General features: G+C 71.9%; 12 protein-coding genes and 1 pseudogene. 6 read left to right on the top strand and 7 right to left on the bottom strand.

What is annotated here, in order from left to right:
• Positions 1-3: 3 nt before the first annotated feature.
• Entirely contained in the window at positions 4-393 is a 390-nt protein-coding gene (locus BLV01_RS05310) for an MAPEG family protein (RefSeq protein WP_091794938.1), read from the bottom strand.
• Positions 394-508: 115 nt separating this feature from the next.
• On the bottom strand, positions 509-1,501 hold the full coding sequence (locus BLV01_RS05305; protein WP_091794935.1) for a zinc-dependent alcohol dehydrogenase family protein: 993 nt from the start codon (positions 1,499-1,501) through the stop codon (positions 509-511).
• A gap of 144 nt (positions 1,502-1,645) precedes the next feature.
• Between BLV01_RS05305 and BLV01_RS05300 the strand changes: the two genes are divergently transcribed.
• Positions 1,646-1,870: an RNA-binding S4 domain-containing protein gene (locus tag BLV01_RS05300; protein WP_091794932.1), complete on the top strand. Its 225-nt coding sequence runs from the start codon at positions 1,646-1,648 to the stop codon at positions 1,868-1,870.
• A gap of 34 nt (positions 1,871-1,904) precedes the next feature.
• Positions 1,905-3,476, top strand: a complete 1,572-nt coding sequence (locus BLV01_RS05295; protein WP_091794929.1) for a hypothetical protein — start codon at positions 1,905-1,907, stop codon at positions 3,474-3,476.
• Positions 3,477-3,561: 85 nt separating this feature from the next.
• Here BLV01_RS05295 and BLV01_RS05290 read toward each other — a convergent pair whose 3' ends face one another.
• Positions 3,562-4,752: a hypothetical protein gene (locus BLV01_RS05290; RefSeq protein ID WP_254782520.1), complete on the bottom strand. Its 1,191-nt coding sequence runs from the start codon at positions 4,750-4,752 to the stop codon at positions 3,562-3,564.
• Positions 4,753-4,774: 22 nt separating this feature from the next.
• On the opposite strand from BLV01_RS05290, the gene BLV01_RS05285 reads away from it, so the two are divergent.
• The 4 genes and pseudogenes from BLV01_RS05285 to BLV01_RS05270 all read left to right on the top strand — a co-directional run bounded on the left by BLV01_RS05285 (position 4,775) and on the right by BLV01_RS05270 (position 9,748).
• Positions 4,775-5,833: a bifunctional nicotinamide-nucleotide adenylyltransferase/Nudix hydroxylase gene (locus BLV01_RS05285; protein ID WP_091794926.1), complete on the top strand. Its 1,059-nt coding sequence runs from the start codon at positions 4,775-4,777 to the stop codon at positions 5,831-5,833.
• A 76-nt stretch (positions 5,834-5,909) separates the two neighbouring features.
• A complete protein-coding gene (locus tag BLV01_RS05280) occupies positions 5,910-7,334 on the top strand; it encodes a nicotinate phosphoribosyltransferase (RefSeq protein ID WP_091794923.1) in 1,425 nt (474 codons plus the stop codon).
• A gap of 151 nt (positions 7,335-7,485) precedes the next feature.
• Positions 7,486-8,604 (top strand): annotated as a pseudogene (locus BLV01_RS05275) (hypothetical protein); the annotation flags it as partial.
• A 73-nt stretch (positions 8,605-8,677) separates the two neighbouring features.
• Positions 8,678-9,748, top strand: coding sequence for a DNA methyltransferase (locus tag BLV01_RS05270; RefSeq protein WP_091794920.1), 1,071 nt, complete (start codon positions 8,678-8,680; stop codon positions 9,746-9,748).
• A 395-nt stretch (positions 9,749-10,143) separates the two neighbouring features.
• On the opposite strand, the gene BLV01_RS05265 is transcribed toward BLV01_RS05270, so the two are convergent.
• The 4 genes from BLV01_RS05265 to BLV01_RS05250 all read right to left on the bottom strand — a co-directional run bounded on the left by BLV01_RS05265 (position 10,144) and on the right by BLV01_RS05250 (position 13,682).
• Positions 10,144-10,887: an acetate and sugar kinases/Hsc70/actin family protein gene (locus BLV01_RS05265; RefSeq protein ID WP_091794917.1), complete on the bottom strand. Its 744-nt coding sequence runs from the start codon at positions 10,885-10,887 to the stop codon at positions 10,144-10,146.
• A gap of 235 nt (positions 10,888-11,122) precedes the next feature.
• Complete coding sequence (locus BLV01_RS05260; protein WP_091794914.1) at positions 11,123-11,743, bottom strand: GNAT family N-acetyltransferase; 621 nt, start codon at positions 11,741-11,743, stop codon at positions 11,123-11,125.
• Complete coding sequence (locus BLV01_RS05255; protein ID WP_091794911.1) at positions 11,740-12,282, bottom strand: GNAT family N-acetyltransferase; 543 nt, start codon at positions 12,280-12,282, stop codon at positions 11,740-11,742. Before BLV01_RS05255 ends, BLV01_RS05260 begins: the two co-directional genes overlap by 4 nt.
• A 383-nt stretch (positions 12,283-12,665) precedes the next feature.
• Positions 12,666-13,682 (bottom strand): zinc-dependent alcohol dehydrogenase family protein, encoded by a 1,017-nt coding sequence (locus BLV01_RS05250; protein ID WP_091794907.1) that lies wholly within the window; start codon positions 13,680-13,682, stop codon positions 12,666-12,668.
• Positions 13,683-13,797: the final 115 nt, after the last annotated feature.

The raw sequence follows: 13,797 nt of genomic DNA, 5'->3' as shown, positions 1-13,797 counted from the left end.
CGACTACAGCAGCGCCCACAGCAACTGCAGGATTCCCCACAGCGACACCGCCCACACCGCCGAGCGCAGGTAGGCGATGCCGGCGGCGTAGACCGGCACGTAGACCAGCCGCGACCAGAAATACAGCTGCGCGGCCAGCGCGGTGTGCTCGTCGCCGCGGCCGGCGACGACCACGGCCAGCGCCAGCGCCGCGAACATCGGGAAGGTCTCCAGGTAGTTGCGCCAGGCGCGCTCCATGCGCGCGGCCACGCCGGTCAGCGGCGGCGGGGTGCCGTCGCGCGCGCCGGCGTTCCAGCGCACGCCGCGCTGCGCGGTCATCAACGCGGCGGCCGCCAGCAGATGGACGATGCCCAGTGCGACCGACCAGGCCAGCATCTGCAGTTCGGTGTTCATGCGCGGCTCCCGGGATGCGCGGATTCGTCGCCGATGCTCGCACGAACGCGCGGCCCGCGCGCGCCGGCGCGCGTTCGCCTGGCGCGCGCGGGCCGCGTGCGCGAGGCCGCGCGCCTCAGACCTCGCCGTTGGGCAGGATCAGGATCTTGCCGTCGCGTTCGCCCGCGGCGGCCGCGGCCACCGCGTCCTTGATCCGCTCCAGCGGGTAGGTCGCCTGCACCCGCGCGTGCAGTTCGCCCGCGGCCACCCGCCGGGCGATCTCGCCGAACACCTCCGCGCGCCGCGCCGGCGTCGCCTGCTGGAACCAGCGCGACAGCCAGAACCCACGCAGCGACACGTCGCGGAACACGAACGAGGCCGGCGAGATCTGGCAGGCCTCGCCGCTCATCGCGCCGTAGTTCACCACCACCCCGCCCTCGCTTAGGGCCTGGGCGATGTGCTGGGTCGCCAGCCCGCCGACCGCGTCGATGCCGAGCTTGATCGGCGCCTTCTGCGCCGCCTCGCGCGCGCGCTTGCCCAGGTCCTCGCCGTCGACCAGGACCACGTCGGCGCCGGCCGCGCGCACCGCCTCCACCGCCGACTCGCGCCGCACCACGTTGATCGTGCGCAGGCCGCGCGCCTTGGCCAGCTGGATCAGATACGTGCCGACGGCCGAATTGGCCGCGTTCTGGATCACCCAGTCGCCCGGCTCCAGCGCGACGATGTCGCTGAGCATCAGCAGCGCGGTCGGCGGGTTGATGGTGATCATCGCCAGTTGCTTGGGATCGGCGCCGTCGGGCAGCGGCACCAGATGCTTGGCCGTGCCGACCATGTGCGAGGCCCAGCTGCCGCCCTGGATCGGCAGCAGCACGGTCTGGCCGAGCTTGAGCTGGGTCACCTGCGGGCCGAGTTCGGCCACCCGGCCGACGCCCTCGTTGCCGCCCACCGCCGGCAGCGGCGGCAGCAGGCCGTAGTCGCCGGTCAGGGTCAGCACGTCGGACGGGTTGATCGGCGCGGCCAGCACCTCGATCAGCACCTGGCCCTCCGCCAGCGGCGGGGTCTGGAACTCGACCGCGTCGATCACGTCCTGCGGCACCGGGCCGCGCTGTTCGTATTGGGCTCGCTTCATCGTCGACCTCTGCAGAGATGGGCTGGCGGCGCCCGCGCGGGCGCCCCAGGCCCGAGAGTACGCCGCCGCGCGCGCAAACGTCTTGCGTCCAGGTCTCAGCGCTGCGACCCTGCCTGCCCGTCACCGCCCCAAAGCAACGCCGCCATGCAACCGATCCGTTTCGCCCTCGACGCCGGCCACGACTTCGTCGAACTCAACCAATTGCTCAAGCTGGCCGGCCTCGCCCACAGCGGCGGCAGCGGCAAGGCCATCGTCGCCAGCGGCGCGGTGCGGGTCGACGGGCAGGTGGAACTGCGCAAGACCTGCAAGATCCGCGCGGGGCAGGTGGTGGAGTGCGAGGGGGTGCGGATCGAGGTGGCGGCGGACTGAACCGCGTCGCGGCACGTATCTTCGGAGCGCAAGGATGCTGATCGATTTTCCCAGCCCGGCGCGCCTGCCGGCGGCCTGGAACTGCTGCCTGACCGCGGGCCTGCACGCGCTGCGCGGCCGGCACGACTACGTCTTCGGCGAGAGCGAACTGGAAAGCGCCGCCGGCGAGCTGCAAGCGCTGCCGGCGCGCGCGCTGCTGCGCCTGGAGGAGGCGATCCGCAAGAGCCCCCGGCATTACGATTTTCTGCGACGCCTTGCCGCTCATGGCGGGCGGCCGTTCCGGCCGGTTCCGGTCTGGCCCGACGAGCGCATGCCCTTGCAGGTGTTGCAGTCCGCAAGCCGCGAACGCGCCCAGGCCTGCCTGTTCGTGGCCAGCTGCGATTACGACGGCTATCTGCGCGAGTACGCGCTGCGCGCGTTCGCCGACTGGCCCGGCCGCGTGGCGATGGCGGCGGCGCTGATCCGTTGCGGCGACTGGGCCGATCCGGTCCGGCGGGTCGCCGAAAACCTGCTGGATTCGTTGCTCCAACGCGAGCCGGAGCGGCTGTTCGACCTGATCGAGCTGGCGTTGTCGATGCGCGGGCGCGAACGTTACGCCCACGCCTGGAGCGCACTGGTCGAGCCGCAGCTGCATGCGCCGCGCCACGCCGAGCGGCTGTGGCGCGCCACCGCGTCGGCTTCGCCGCAAGTGCGCGAATACGCCTATGCCGCCGCGGTCGCGACCGGCGCCCGCAGCGCGGCGGACGCCTGTATCGCCGCGCTCGACGATCCGCACCCGCGCATCGCCGGCGCCGCACTGGCGCAGGCGCAAACCTGGTTGGCGCCGGCGCAGCTCGACCGCGAGTTGCGCCTGACCCGCCGGCGCCGCGTCCCCGCCCTGCGCCGCGATGCGCTGCGGCTGGCCGCCCGCGTCGATGCGCCCTCGCTGCGCGAGAGCCTGGACGATGCGATGTTCGACCGTTCCACCGGGCCCCGGCGCGTGGCGGCCTATCTGCTGCGCGAACGGTTCGGCGAAGAACCCCGGCGGATGTGGCGCGACGCGCTGGAGGCGGGCGACTCGGCGCGGGCGCGCATCGCGCTGACGGCCTTGAGCGAATGCGCCCTGCCCGAGGACGAGGCAAGGTTGATGCCGTGGTTGTCGCAGGCCTCGTCGCGGCTGCGGCTGCTGGCGCTGCGCGGACTCATCCGCGGCGCAGCCGTCGGCCTGCCCGAGGTATTGGCGCGGGCGCTGCACGACAGCGATCACCGGGTCGCGTCCGAAGCCCTGCGGGCCTACGCGCGCGGCCACGCCAAGTTGACGGCGCCGGCGCTGCGGCAAGCCTGGGAATTGCGCCCGCACTACCGCGCCCGGCTGACCGTCGCCGCCACCTTGCTGGACAAATGGCAGGCGCTGGACTTCCTGTTGGATGCGCTGTCCGAACCGCAGGCCTCGCAGGCGGAAGACAGGCTGTTGTCCGAACTGCGCACATGGACCATCTTCGGACGCTATCGCTTCGGTTCGCTCGAACAGGCATCGCCGCAAACGCTGCGCGTACGCCTGCAACGGGCCCGCACCCGACTGCCGGACGAGCTGTATCGCGAACTCGAAGCGCTGATACCGCGCTGATCCAGGCAGCCGGCGTCGGCCCCGCGTCGATGAACCGGCGCCACAACGCCGGTCGCAGCGAACGACCGGGTCCGCTACCGCCCGCTCAGGCCATCGGCAGGTCGCGCGTCGCGCTGCACAGATCGTCGTGCAAGCGCTGCACCGACTGCGTCGCCGATACGTAATCGCGGCCGCCCAGCCTTTCGACGAAGCGGCAGGCGGCGAAGCCTTCGGCCTTGCGCTCATACTCGGCCACCCAGCGCTCGCGCTCGGGGCGGTGTTCGTCGGCGATCGGCCAGGCGCTGCGCCGGTACGGCATGTGTTCGCGCAGGCCCATGCGCCACGGCTTGCCGCTGACGCGCGCGCGGAAGCAGTGTTGGTGCCTGCACGACAGCGCGTAGTACGAATCCGCGCCGATCGCTTCGAAGAATGCGTTCACCTGCGGGTCGAGCGGATCGAAGGTGCGGTGCATCGCCAGCAGGCGAAAACCGTTGGGCGTGCGGTAGACGCGCAGGTGCCAGTCCGGATTGGCCGCGACGAAGGCCTTGACCGGCGCCAGCGCGCGCGCCTCCGGCCCGCCGCCTTCGATGCGGTCACGGCGCCGCGCATGCTTCGCGCGGACCATGCCGATCGCCAGCAGCGTCGCGATCGCGGCGACGATGCCGGCGACCGGGTGGACCAGCACGCCGCAGGCCACGCCGGCGGCGAGCGAGAGCGCGGCCATCGGCCCGCCCAGGCGCACCGGCGGAAGCGGCTTGAAGTCGACGTCGGCGAACAACACGTCGGGTGAGTTGAGGCAACGCGCGCCGTAGCTGTTGCGGGTGATCACTTCGTTGCCGTAACGGGCGACGATTTCCTCGCGGATCGGCAGGCCTTCGGCGTCGTAAGGCACGCGCGGCTCGTTGCGCGGCAGTTTCTCGCCGGCGAGGATGCGCTCGAACGCATCGCGCACGCGCGCCTCGGCCATGGCCTGGGCCTCGGACTGGCTGGCATCGGACCAACCGAAGCGACGCACCGTCAGCGAAACCCGTCCGGAGACATGCCCGCGCCCGAATTTCTCCTGCACCCGCGCCTCGGCCCAGTACTGCGGAACCTGCATCGCCATCGTCGCCCTCCCTTGCTTTTCGCGATTGTAGCGATCTCCACGACACCGGCCGCGCCGGCCGCAGCGAAGCGGCCGCCTCGAGCCGGCCGTTGGCGGAATTCTCCGGCGTCCGCCGCGGCGACGCGCGGCACTTGACGGCGCTTCGCATCGGCGTAGCATTCGCCATACGCCAGCGGACAGACCGCCGGCCACTTCAACTCCGTGAGGGATTCTCATGGCACTGCAGCAATACGATTACCTCGTCTTCATCGGCCGCTTCGAGCCCTTCCACAACGGCCACGCCGCCGTCGCCCGCCACGCGCTGGGCAAGGCCGCCAAGGTCGTCTTCCTGGTCGGTTCCGCCGACACTCCCCGCACCGTCAAGAACCCGTTCACCGTCGCCGAGCGCGCGGTGATGATCCAGGCCGCGCTCGCCGACAGCGCCGACCGCCTGATCGTGCGCCCGCTGCGCGACCACCTCTACAACGAGAGCCAGTGGATCGCCAACGTCCAGCGCAGCGTCGCCGAGGCGGTGCGCGCCGACGGCGGCGCGGCGGATGCGCGCATCGGCCTGATCGGCATGGACAAGGACGCCTCCAGCTATTACCTGCGCGAATTCCCGCAGTGGCCGCTGGTCGACGTCAACCACACCGCCACGCTGTCGGCCACCGAGCTGCGCAAGTACCTGTTCGAGGCCAACCAGCTCGACAGCCACGGCGGGCTGATGCTGATCCGCGCCAACGTGCCGGCGCCGGTGTTCGACATGCTCGAGGCGTTCCGCAAGAGCTCGCCGGCGTTCAAGCAGCTGGTCGCCGAGTACCAGTTCATCGAGCAGTACCGCGCGGCCTGGGCCGATGCGCCGTACGCGCCGACCTTCGTCACCACCGATGCCGTGGTGGTGCATTCCGGCCACGTGCTGCTGGTGCGCCGCCGCGCCGAGCCGGGCCGCGGCCTGTGGGCGCTGCCGGGCGGTTTCGTCGGCCAGCACGAAAGCCTGCTCGAGGCCTGCCTGCGCGAACTGCGCGAGGAAACCCGGCTGAAAGTGCCGCTGGCGGTGCTCAAGGGCTCGATCAAGGGCGAACGCGTGTTCGACCATCCCGAACGCAGCGCGCGCGGCCGCACCATCACCCACGCCTTCCACTTCGACTTCCCGGCCGGCGAACTGCCGCAGGTGCGCGGCGGCGACGACGCCGACAAGGCGCGCTGGTTCCCGGTCAGCGAGGCGCTGGAGATGAGCCCGCAGCTGTTCGAAGACCACCTGCACATCCTCGAATACTTCCTGGGCCGCGGCTGAGCGCATCGCGCACCGCCCGGCCCTCCCGCCGGCGGACAGACCGCCGGCCACACCCGACGCGAAGGAGCTTCCCGTCATGCAATGCCTCGACAACCTGCTGCTCAACACCGACAGCTACAAGGCCAGCCACTGGCTGCAGTACCCGCCCGGCACCGATGCGACGTTCTTCTACATCGAATCGCGCGGCGGCGTGTACGACCGCACGGTGTTCTTCGGCCTGCAGGCGATCCTCAAGGAATACCTGGCCAAGCCGGTCACCCATGCCGACATCGACGAAGCGCGCGACCTGTACGCCGCGCACGGCGAACCGTTCAACGAGGCCGGCTGGCGCTACATCGTCGACCACCACCAGGGGCTGATGCCGATCCGGGTCCGCGCCGTGCCCGAAGGCACGGTGGTGCCGACGCACCAGGCGCTGGTGACGATCGAATCGACCGACCCGCAGGCCTATTGGGTGCCGTCGTACCTGGAAACCCTGCTGCTGCGCCTGTGGTACCCGGTGACGGTGGCCACGATCAGCTGGCACGCCAAGCAGACCATCCGCCAGTTCCTGGAACGCACCAGCGACGATCCGGAAGGCCAGCTGCCGTTCAAGCTGCACGACTTCGGCGCGCGCGGCGTATCCAGCACCGAATCGGCCGCGCTCGGCGGCGCCGCGCACCTGGTCAACTTCCTCGGCACCGACACCGTCTCCGGCCTGCTGCTGGCCAAGCGCTATTACCACGAGCCGATGGCCGGCTATTCGATTCCGGCGGCCGAGCACAGCACCATCACCAGCTGGGGCCGCGAACGCGAGGTCGACGCCTACCGCAACATGCTCGACCAGTTCGCCAAGCCCGGCGCGATCGTCGCGGTGGTGTCGGACAGCTACGACATCTTCCACGCGATCCGCGAGCATTGGGGCAAGACCCTGCGCGAGCAGGTGATCGCCTCGGGCGCGACCTTGGTGGTGCGCCCGGACTCGGGCGACCCGGTCGATGTCGTGCACCAGTGCCTGACCCTGCTCGACGAAGCCTTCGGCCACACCGTCAACGGCAAGGGCTACAAGGTGCTCAACCACGTGCGGGTGATCCAGGGCGACGGCATCAACCCGACCAGCATCCGCGCAATCCTGGAACGCGCGACCAGCTACGGCTACGCCACCGACAACCTCGCCTTCGGCATGGGCGGCGCGCTGCTGCAGCGGCTCGACCGCGACACCCAGAAGTTCGCGCTGAAGTGCTCGGCGGCGCGCGTGGACGGCGAATGGATCGACGTCTACAAGGACCCGGTCACCGACAAGGGCAAGTCGAGCAAGCGCGGCCGCATGACCTTGCTGCGCCATCGCGAATACGGCCACTTCAAGACCGTGCCGGTGCCTGCGGATGCGCCGTCGCTGGAAGCCGCGGCCAAGCCGGTGGGCTACGAGGACGCGATGGTGACGGTGTGGGAGGACGGCCGGCTGGTCGAGGATTGGACGTTCGCGCAGGTGCGGGAACGGGCGAACGCGGCTCGGCTTTGAAGCGGCGCTCGCGCTGCCCCTCTCCCGCGAGCGGTAGAGGGGCTCAAGAGCCGCAACGCTTTGCGGCCGCCGCGTACAGTCCCCTCTCTCGCTTGCGGGAGAGGGCTAGGGTGAGGGCAACCCACCCGCCACGGATTCCAGGACGAACCCGATGCCAGCCCCTGTCGAAGGGCTAGCGACCGCCGACCCGGGCACGCTCCCGCTCAGCGCGGCCTCTTCCCTGTTCCAGCGCCTGCGCGCGACCACGCCGCAGCTGGCCCGGCGCGCGCCGGGCGAACACGATGCCGCGCGTTGGCGCGAGCACCGCATCGGCGAACGCCGCTACCGCGTCGCCCAACCCGTCACCTTCACCCCTTACGCCGCCGCGCGGCCGTGCTCGGCGCGGTGCCTGTTCTGTTCGGAAAACCTGCGCCTGCTCGACGCCGGCGCGATGGCGCAGACCCTGCGCCCCGGCCCCGATCATTTCGAGCGCCTGAGCGCGGCGCTGACGCAACTGCGCGGGCTGCCGCTGTCGTGGTCGCTGTCGGGGCTGGAATCCAGCGACGACGAAGACTGGTTCCTGCGCCTGCTGGCGACGCTGGCCGCGGCCGAACGCGACGGGGTGCAAGTGGAGGAGCGCGTGCTCTACAGCAACGGCGCCGGCTTCGCCCGCGGCCGCGGCGAGGAGTTGATCGCCGCCCTGCGCGCATTCGGTTTGTCGTGGCTGGAGTTGTCGCGGCATCACCACGACGCCGCGCGCAACCAGGCCATCATGCGTTTCCGTGACGGCGAGGCCATCGCCGACGGCGCCGCGTTCGCGCGCGTGGCGCGCCGGCTGTCCGAAGCGCTGCCGCTGCGCCAGGTCTGCATCGTCCAGCGCGGCGGCATCGACGACGCCGACGGTGTGCGCGCCTACCTCGACTGGGCCCGCGCCTGCGGCGCCGGCACGGTGATCTTCCGCGAGTTCTCGCGCCTGGGCCCGGGCTATCGCGACAACGCCACCGCGCGCTATCTCGAAGCCGGGCGGGTGCCGATCGAACAGGTGCTGTCGGCGTGCATGGACGCGCCGTGGTGGCCGCAGTTGACGCCGCAGCGCATCACCGAAGGCTATTACTTCTGGAACCTGCGCCTGCGCGAGCCGCGCAGCGGCCTGGAGGTGGTGTTCGAAGCCTCCGACTATGCCGCGATGCACCGCCGCCACGCCTCCGGCGACATCTACAAGCTGGTGTTCCACGGCAACGGCCGGCTCTGCGCCGGCTGGCAACCCGACCGCGACGTGCTGTGGCCGCCCGGCGCGGACACGCCCGCGCGCGGCGACGCCGGCGGCGGGGCGGACGCAAACGCCGGCCTCGCGGAGCGCGCCGATGGATAGCCGCAGCTGGCTGGTGCTGGAGCCGGACCCGCCGCACCTGCAGCTGCCCGACGACCTGCGCGCGCGCGATGCGTTCGGCGGCCGCGACTGCGGCTGGGTCGCGCAGATGCGCCCGTTCGTGCGCCACTACGCCGCGCCCGGCGCGCGCGTGTTCGACCCGTTCTGCGGCTTCGCCACCACCTTGCTCGCCGCCGCGCTCGAAGGCCGCCGCGGCTGCGGGCTGGAGATCGACCCGGCGCGCGCGCAACTGGCGCGCGAGCGGCTGCAACGCCACGGCATCGACGCGCCGGTCGCCGTGGGCGGCCTGCCGGTTGCGCCGGCGCCGCTGCCGTTCGGGCTGTGCCTGACCAACGTGCCCTACTTCGGCTGCCGCTGGCCGGACCGCGCCGGCGCGCCCGCCGCCGACGCCGGCCAGCTCTATCTCGAGCGCGACTACGAGGCCTACCTGCAGCGCCTGCGCGACATCTTCCACGCCGTGTGCGCGGCCCTGCCCGAGGGCGGCTACTGCATCGCCATGGCCGAGAACCCGAACCTCGGCGGCCGCACGCTGCCGCTGGCCTGGGACCTGGCGCGGATCCTCGGCGCGTTGTTCGTGGCGCGCGAAGAGCGCCTGCTGTGCTACGCCCGCGAGCCGCGGCCGCTGGCGCCCGGCGACGCATCCACCGACCGCAGCCACGAATACGCGCTGGTGTTCCAGAAGCAGCGCGAACGCGTCTGCCTCGACAGCACCGCCGATGAGCTGCAAGCGCTGCGCGAGGCCGGATTCGCGTTCGCGCTGTACGGCAGCTACCCGCGCTGGCTGGCCGAGCCCGGCGCGCCGGAACCCGCCGACGCCGACCTGCTGCTGCCCGACGACCAGGCCGAGTTCGACCGCCTGCTGTGGTGGCTGCACGAACGCCGCTACGAACTGACCCTGTGGGGCGAACCCGTGCACCCGCCGCTGCGCCTGCCGCGCCTGCGCGAGCACTGGTACCTGCGCGCGCAACGCCGCGACCGGCTGGGCCGGCTGGTGCGCCTGGACCTGTCGCTGGCCGATCAGGCCGCGCACCAAGTCCCGCGTTGAATCGAGGCCCGGTTGCGGGCGCGGCGCAGGTGGCGGCCGGGTGCGCTCAGGGCGTTGTGCGAGGCGGCGCGACGTCGTCGCCGGCGCGTGGGCCGCAAGCGCGACTCGGCTACTGCGGGCCTGCCTCGCAAGTGCGGTGGCGCGGTCGCGGCTTGCGCCGCTCCTGCAGTCGGGCTTCGCGGAACGCGGCAGACGGTGTGCCGGTTGAGCCGCGGCCATCCAGCGAACGAGCGAGGTGCGCAATCCCCCTGTAGGAGCGGCGCAAGCCGCGACCGCGGTGCAACAAGCTCACCGCGCAGGACGAAGAAATGCGGCCCGATTGCCGCGACCTGCGCCGCACGCGCAGTGGCGCAGTCGCGGCTTGCGCCGCTCCTACCGTGGAATTCGCAACGCGTCTATTCCTCCGGCGGCGAAGCCGGAAGCCCCGCCAGCGAGTCGGCCATCTTCGCCAGCCGCGACGTCCCGCCGAGCGGGCGCAGCAATTGCTCGCAGCGCGCGCGCAGGGTCGAATTGCGCAGCGGCCAGGCCGGTTCGCGCCGCGAGCCGGGAAACACCACGCACAGCAGCGGCCCCTGCGGCGCGCCGCGGCCGCTGCGCGCGTGCGCGCGCATCCCGGACAGGTCGCTGGCCATGCGCTCGGACATCTCGCCCAGCGCCCGCCCGCCGCCGGCGTCGCCGATCAGGCCGAAGCTGCTGCGCGCGGTGGCGCATTCGTGGACGACGACGAAGTCGCCGACGCCGCCCGCGCCGGGCTGCGCCAGCCAGGCCGCGGGCATGGCCAGATACGGCACCCGCCCCGCGTCGAGATAGGCCTGCGGATTGCTGCGCGGAAAGCGCGGGTCGGCCAGCGCGGTGGTCGAGACGAAACAGCCGGCGCAGGCGCCCTCGGACTGGCGCAACGGCTGCTGCGGCCGGTGCGGGTCGGGCACCAGCCGCTCGCGCCAGGCGCCGTCCGGCCAGCCGCTGTCGCGCAGGCTGCCGCTGCCGGTGTCGTCGGGGTGGTAGGCATCGGGCGCGCCCTGGGCGGTGACCGGCGGCCGCGCGCAGCGGAAGGCATAGGCGCGGTTGCCATCGGCATCGATGCGGTGCAGCACCGCGCCGGCGAACTCGGTCCAACGTTCGATCAGCACCACGCCCATGCGCGTTCCATCCCTGGCCCGGACGGCGCGAGGGTTTCGCGCCCGGCTCCGAATGGCGCGATTGCGACGCGGCCGATGTCAATTCGCCGTGACGTACGCGACGCGACTGCATCGGATGAACACGCCCGCAGCCAGGATGCGCGCAAACCCGCATGCCGCGCGTGCCGGCATGAATCAAAAATGCAGTCTCAATCCAGCATCGAATAGAAAACTACGTATTTTGCTGGCCAAATTCTCACAACATCCGATACCAGAACAACGCGGTCTCATGCGCGATGTCCGGCTCGTTGGCGTAGTGATAGCGATCGCAGCCGCCGAGCACGAAGCCGTGGCGCAGGTACATGCGGCAGGCGTTGACGTTGGTGTCCTGGGTTTCCAGCATGATCCCGGGATAGCCGCGCTCGCGCGCCCATTCCAGCGCCGCGCGCATCAGCGCCGTGCCGGCGCCGCGGCGGCGCGCGAGGCGGTCGATGGCGATGTCGTCGATGTAGGCGAAGCCGTTCCAGGTGCGCGACATCATCAGCCGCCCGACCACGCGCCCGTCCAGGCGCACGACGAACGCGGCCGCATCCGGCGCGGTGTTGCCGCGGGCGCGCTGCAGGTAATCGCGCAGCCCTTCGGCGTCGGCGTCGTCGCCGTAGTTCTTGCGGTACGGCTCGTCGAGTTGCCGGGTATCGAACGACTCCAGGTCGCACCACAGCGCGCCGTCGCGCAGTTGCAGCTGCAGGCGCTGGAACGCGATGAAGCTGCCGTCGAAGGCCACCGCGGCGTCCACGTCCTGCTCGCACAGCGCGTGCACCGTCGGCGCGCGCGGATCGTCCTGCGCGCCGGCGTCGGCGTCGCCGCCCGCGTTCATGCCGCCAGCTCCAGCGCCAGGATCGCGTCGTGGTAGGTGTGGGCGCCGACCTGGAACTCGCGCTCGCCGACCTGCACGTAACCGCAGCGCGCATAGAACGCCAGCGCGCGTTCGTTGCCGGCGTACACGCCCAGCAGCAGCCGGCCGGCGCCGCGCGCGCGCGCCTCGTCGATGGCGTGCTGCATCAACCGCCGCCCGGTGCCGCCGCCGTGGAAGCGCGACAGCAGGTAGATTCGCTTGAGTTCGAGGTCGTCCGCGCGCAGGTCGGCCAGCGGCAGGTTCGGCGGCGTCAGCATGGCGAAACCGACCGGCGCGGCGCCGGCCGCGCTTTCGGCCAGCCACAGCGCCGTCGCCGGATCGGCCAGGGCCTGCGCATACGCATCGGCGGCGTGCTGCTTGCGGCAGTGGGCGACGATGTCGGCGCCGTCGAGGATGCCGGCGAAGGTGTCGAGGAAGGTCGCCGCGCCGGCCAGGGCGAGCGCATCGGCATCGCCGGCGTGGGCGCGGCGGATCAGGGGGACGGCGTCGGAATCGTGCATGGCGGCGAGACGGGCAGGCCCGGAGGCGATGCGCCCAAGATCGCATGCGCGGGGCGTGCTGCGGTATCCGCGGATAGTCATGCGCGGGGGCGGCGCGGCCGCTGTGTCGGAGCGGCGCGGGCCGCGGGCCGCGGCGCCTCGTTTACGGCCGGACGCCGGCTTTCGCGACTGGCGCGTGCCGGAACGCGGGGAGTGGAGTTTCGTCGTGGACGCCTTGGCGCGGTCGCGGCTTGCGCCGCTCCTACAGGGTGAGCCCCGAGCCGCGCCGTCGCTGCAGGCCCGACTGCAGGAGCGACGCAAGCCGCGACCGCGGCACCGCAGCTACGGCGCCGCCTGCGCCAACGCGATCGCGCCTGGCGCCGCTCCTGCAACCGGTTCCTGCGTCAGCGAGCGACCTGGATCGCGACCTTGCCGAAGTGCGAGCCGCTTTCCAGGTAGCGATAGGCCTCTTGCGCCTGCGCGAACGCGAACGTGCGGTCCACCACCGGTACGATCTTGTTGACGTCGACGAAGCGCGCCAGGTCCTCGCCCATGCCGCGGCTGCCGACGAAGATGCCGGACAGGCGCTTGGCGCCCATGATCAGCGCGAACGGGTCGAACTCGCCGGCGAAGCCGCTGACCCCGCCGATGATCGCGATCGTGCCGTTCATCGCCGCCGCGCGCAGCGAACGCGCCAGGGTGCCGGCGCCGCCGACTTCCAGCACCGCGTCGACGCCGTTGCCGCCGGTCAGGCGCAGCGCTTGCTCCTGCCATTCCGGATGGGTGCGGTAGTTGATGGTCGCATCGGCGCCGAGCGCGCGGGCGCGTTCGAGCTTGGCGTCGCTGGAGGAGGTGACGATCGCGCGCAGCCCCGCCGCCTTGGCCAGTTGCAGGCCCCAGATCGAGACCCCGCCGGTGCCCAGCAGCAGCACGTTCTGGCCCGGACGCAGGCGCGCTTCGACGAACAGCGCGTTCCAGGCGGTGACGCCGGCGCAGGTCAGGGTCGCGGCCTGGGCGTCGTCGAGGTGCGCGGGCACGGCAAACACCGAGTCTTCCGAGACCACGATCTGTTCGGCCAGCACGCCGTCGGCGTCGGCGCCGAACGGCGCGCGGGTGGCGTGGGCGCTGGCGGCGCCGGCGTGCCAGTGCGGGAAGAAGCTGGTGGCGACGCGGTCGCCGAGCGCCCAGCGGGTCGCGCCGGGGCCGAGCTCGATCACCTCGGCGACGGCGTCCGACGCCGGGATCACCGGGCGCTCGCCGCCGGCCGGATAACGGCCGTCGGCGACCATCAGGTCGCGGAAGTTCAGCGACACCGCGCGCACGCGCAGGCGCACCTGTCCGGCGCCCAGCGGCGCGGGCGCTTCCTCGGCCAGGGCGAGCGAGTCGATGCCGCGGCCGGCGCGGATGCGGTAAGCCTTCATGGGGGACACTCCTGGAACAGTGGGGATGACGGGCCGGAACGATGCCGCGGCCGGGGAGCGCTACGATAGCGTCGCCACGCGCGCTCTAGTGGCTAGCTTCATTCCACTCTCCGTA

This window comes from Lysobacter sp. yr284 (assembly GCF_900107375.1).
Lineage (GTDB): Bacteria > Pseudomonadota > Gammaproteobacteria > Xanthomonadales > Xanthomonadaceae > Lysobacter.
The sequence above is the reverse complement of the archived record's forward strand: the minus strand, read 5'-3'. Positions and strand labels throughout refer to the sequence as shown.

What these genes read in the sequence shown, in the direction of transcription:
- BLV01_RS05310 (WP_091794938.1), bottom strand. Translation starts at nt 393, where the DNA reads ATGAACACCGAACTGCAGATGCTGGCCTGGTCGGTCGCACTGGGCATC.
- BLV01_RS05305 (WP_091794935.1), bottom strand. Translation starts at nt 1,501, where the DNA reads ATGAAGCGAGCCCAATACGAACAGCGCGGCCCGGTGCCGCAGGACGTG.
- BLV01_RS05300 (WP_091794932.1), top strand. Translation starts at nt 1,646, where the DNA reads ATGCAACCGATCCGTTTCGCCCTCGACGCCGGCCACGACTTCGTCGAA.
- BLV01_RS05295 (WP_091794929.1), top strand. Translation starts at nt 1,905, where the DNA reads ATGCTGATCGATTTTCCCAGCCCGGCGCGCCTGCCGGCGGCCTGGAAC.
- BLV01_RS05285 (WP_091794926.1), top strand. Translation starts at nt 4,775, where the DNA reads ATGGCACTGCAGCAATACGATTACCTCGTCTTCATCGGCCGCTTCGAG.
- BLV01_RS05280 (WP_091794923.1), top strand. Translation starts at nt 5,910, where the DNA reads ATGCAATGCCTCGACAACCTGCTGCTCAACACCGACAGCTACAAGGCC.
- BLV01_RS05270 (WP_091794920.1), top strand. Translation starts at nt 8,678, where the DNA reads ATGGATAGCCGCAGCTGGCTGGTGCTGGAGCCGGACCCGCCGCACCTG.
- BLV01_RS05265 (WP_091794917.1), bottom strand. Translation starts at nt 10,887, where the DNA reads ATGGGCGTGGTGCTGATCGAACGTTGGACCGAGTTCGCCGGCGCGGTG.
- BLV01_RS05260 (WP_091794914.1), bottom strand. Translation starts at nt 11,743, where the DNA reads ATGAACGCGGGCGGCGACGCCGACGCCGGCGCGCAGGACGATCCGCGC.
- BLV01_RS05255 (WP_091794911.1), bottom strand. Translation starts at nt 12,282, where the DNA reads ATGCACGATTCCGACGCCGTCCCCCTGATCCGCCGCGCCCACGCCGGC.
- BLV01_RS05250 (WP_091794907.1), bottom strand. Translation starts at nt 13,682, where the DNA reads ATGAAGGCTTACCGCATCCGCGCCGGCCGCGGCATCGACTCGCTCGCC.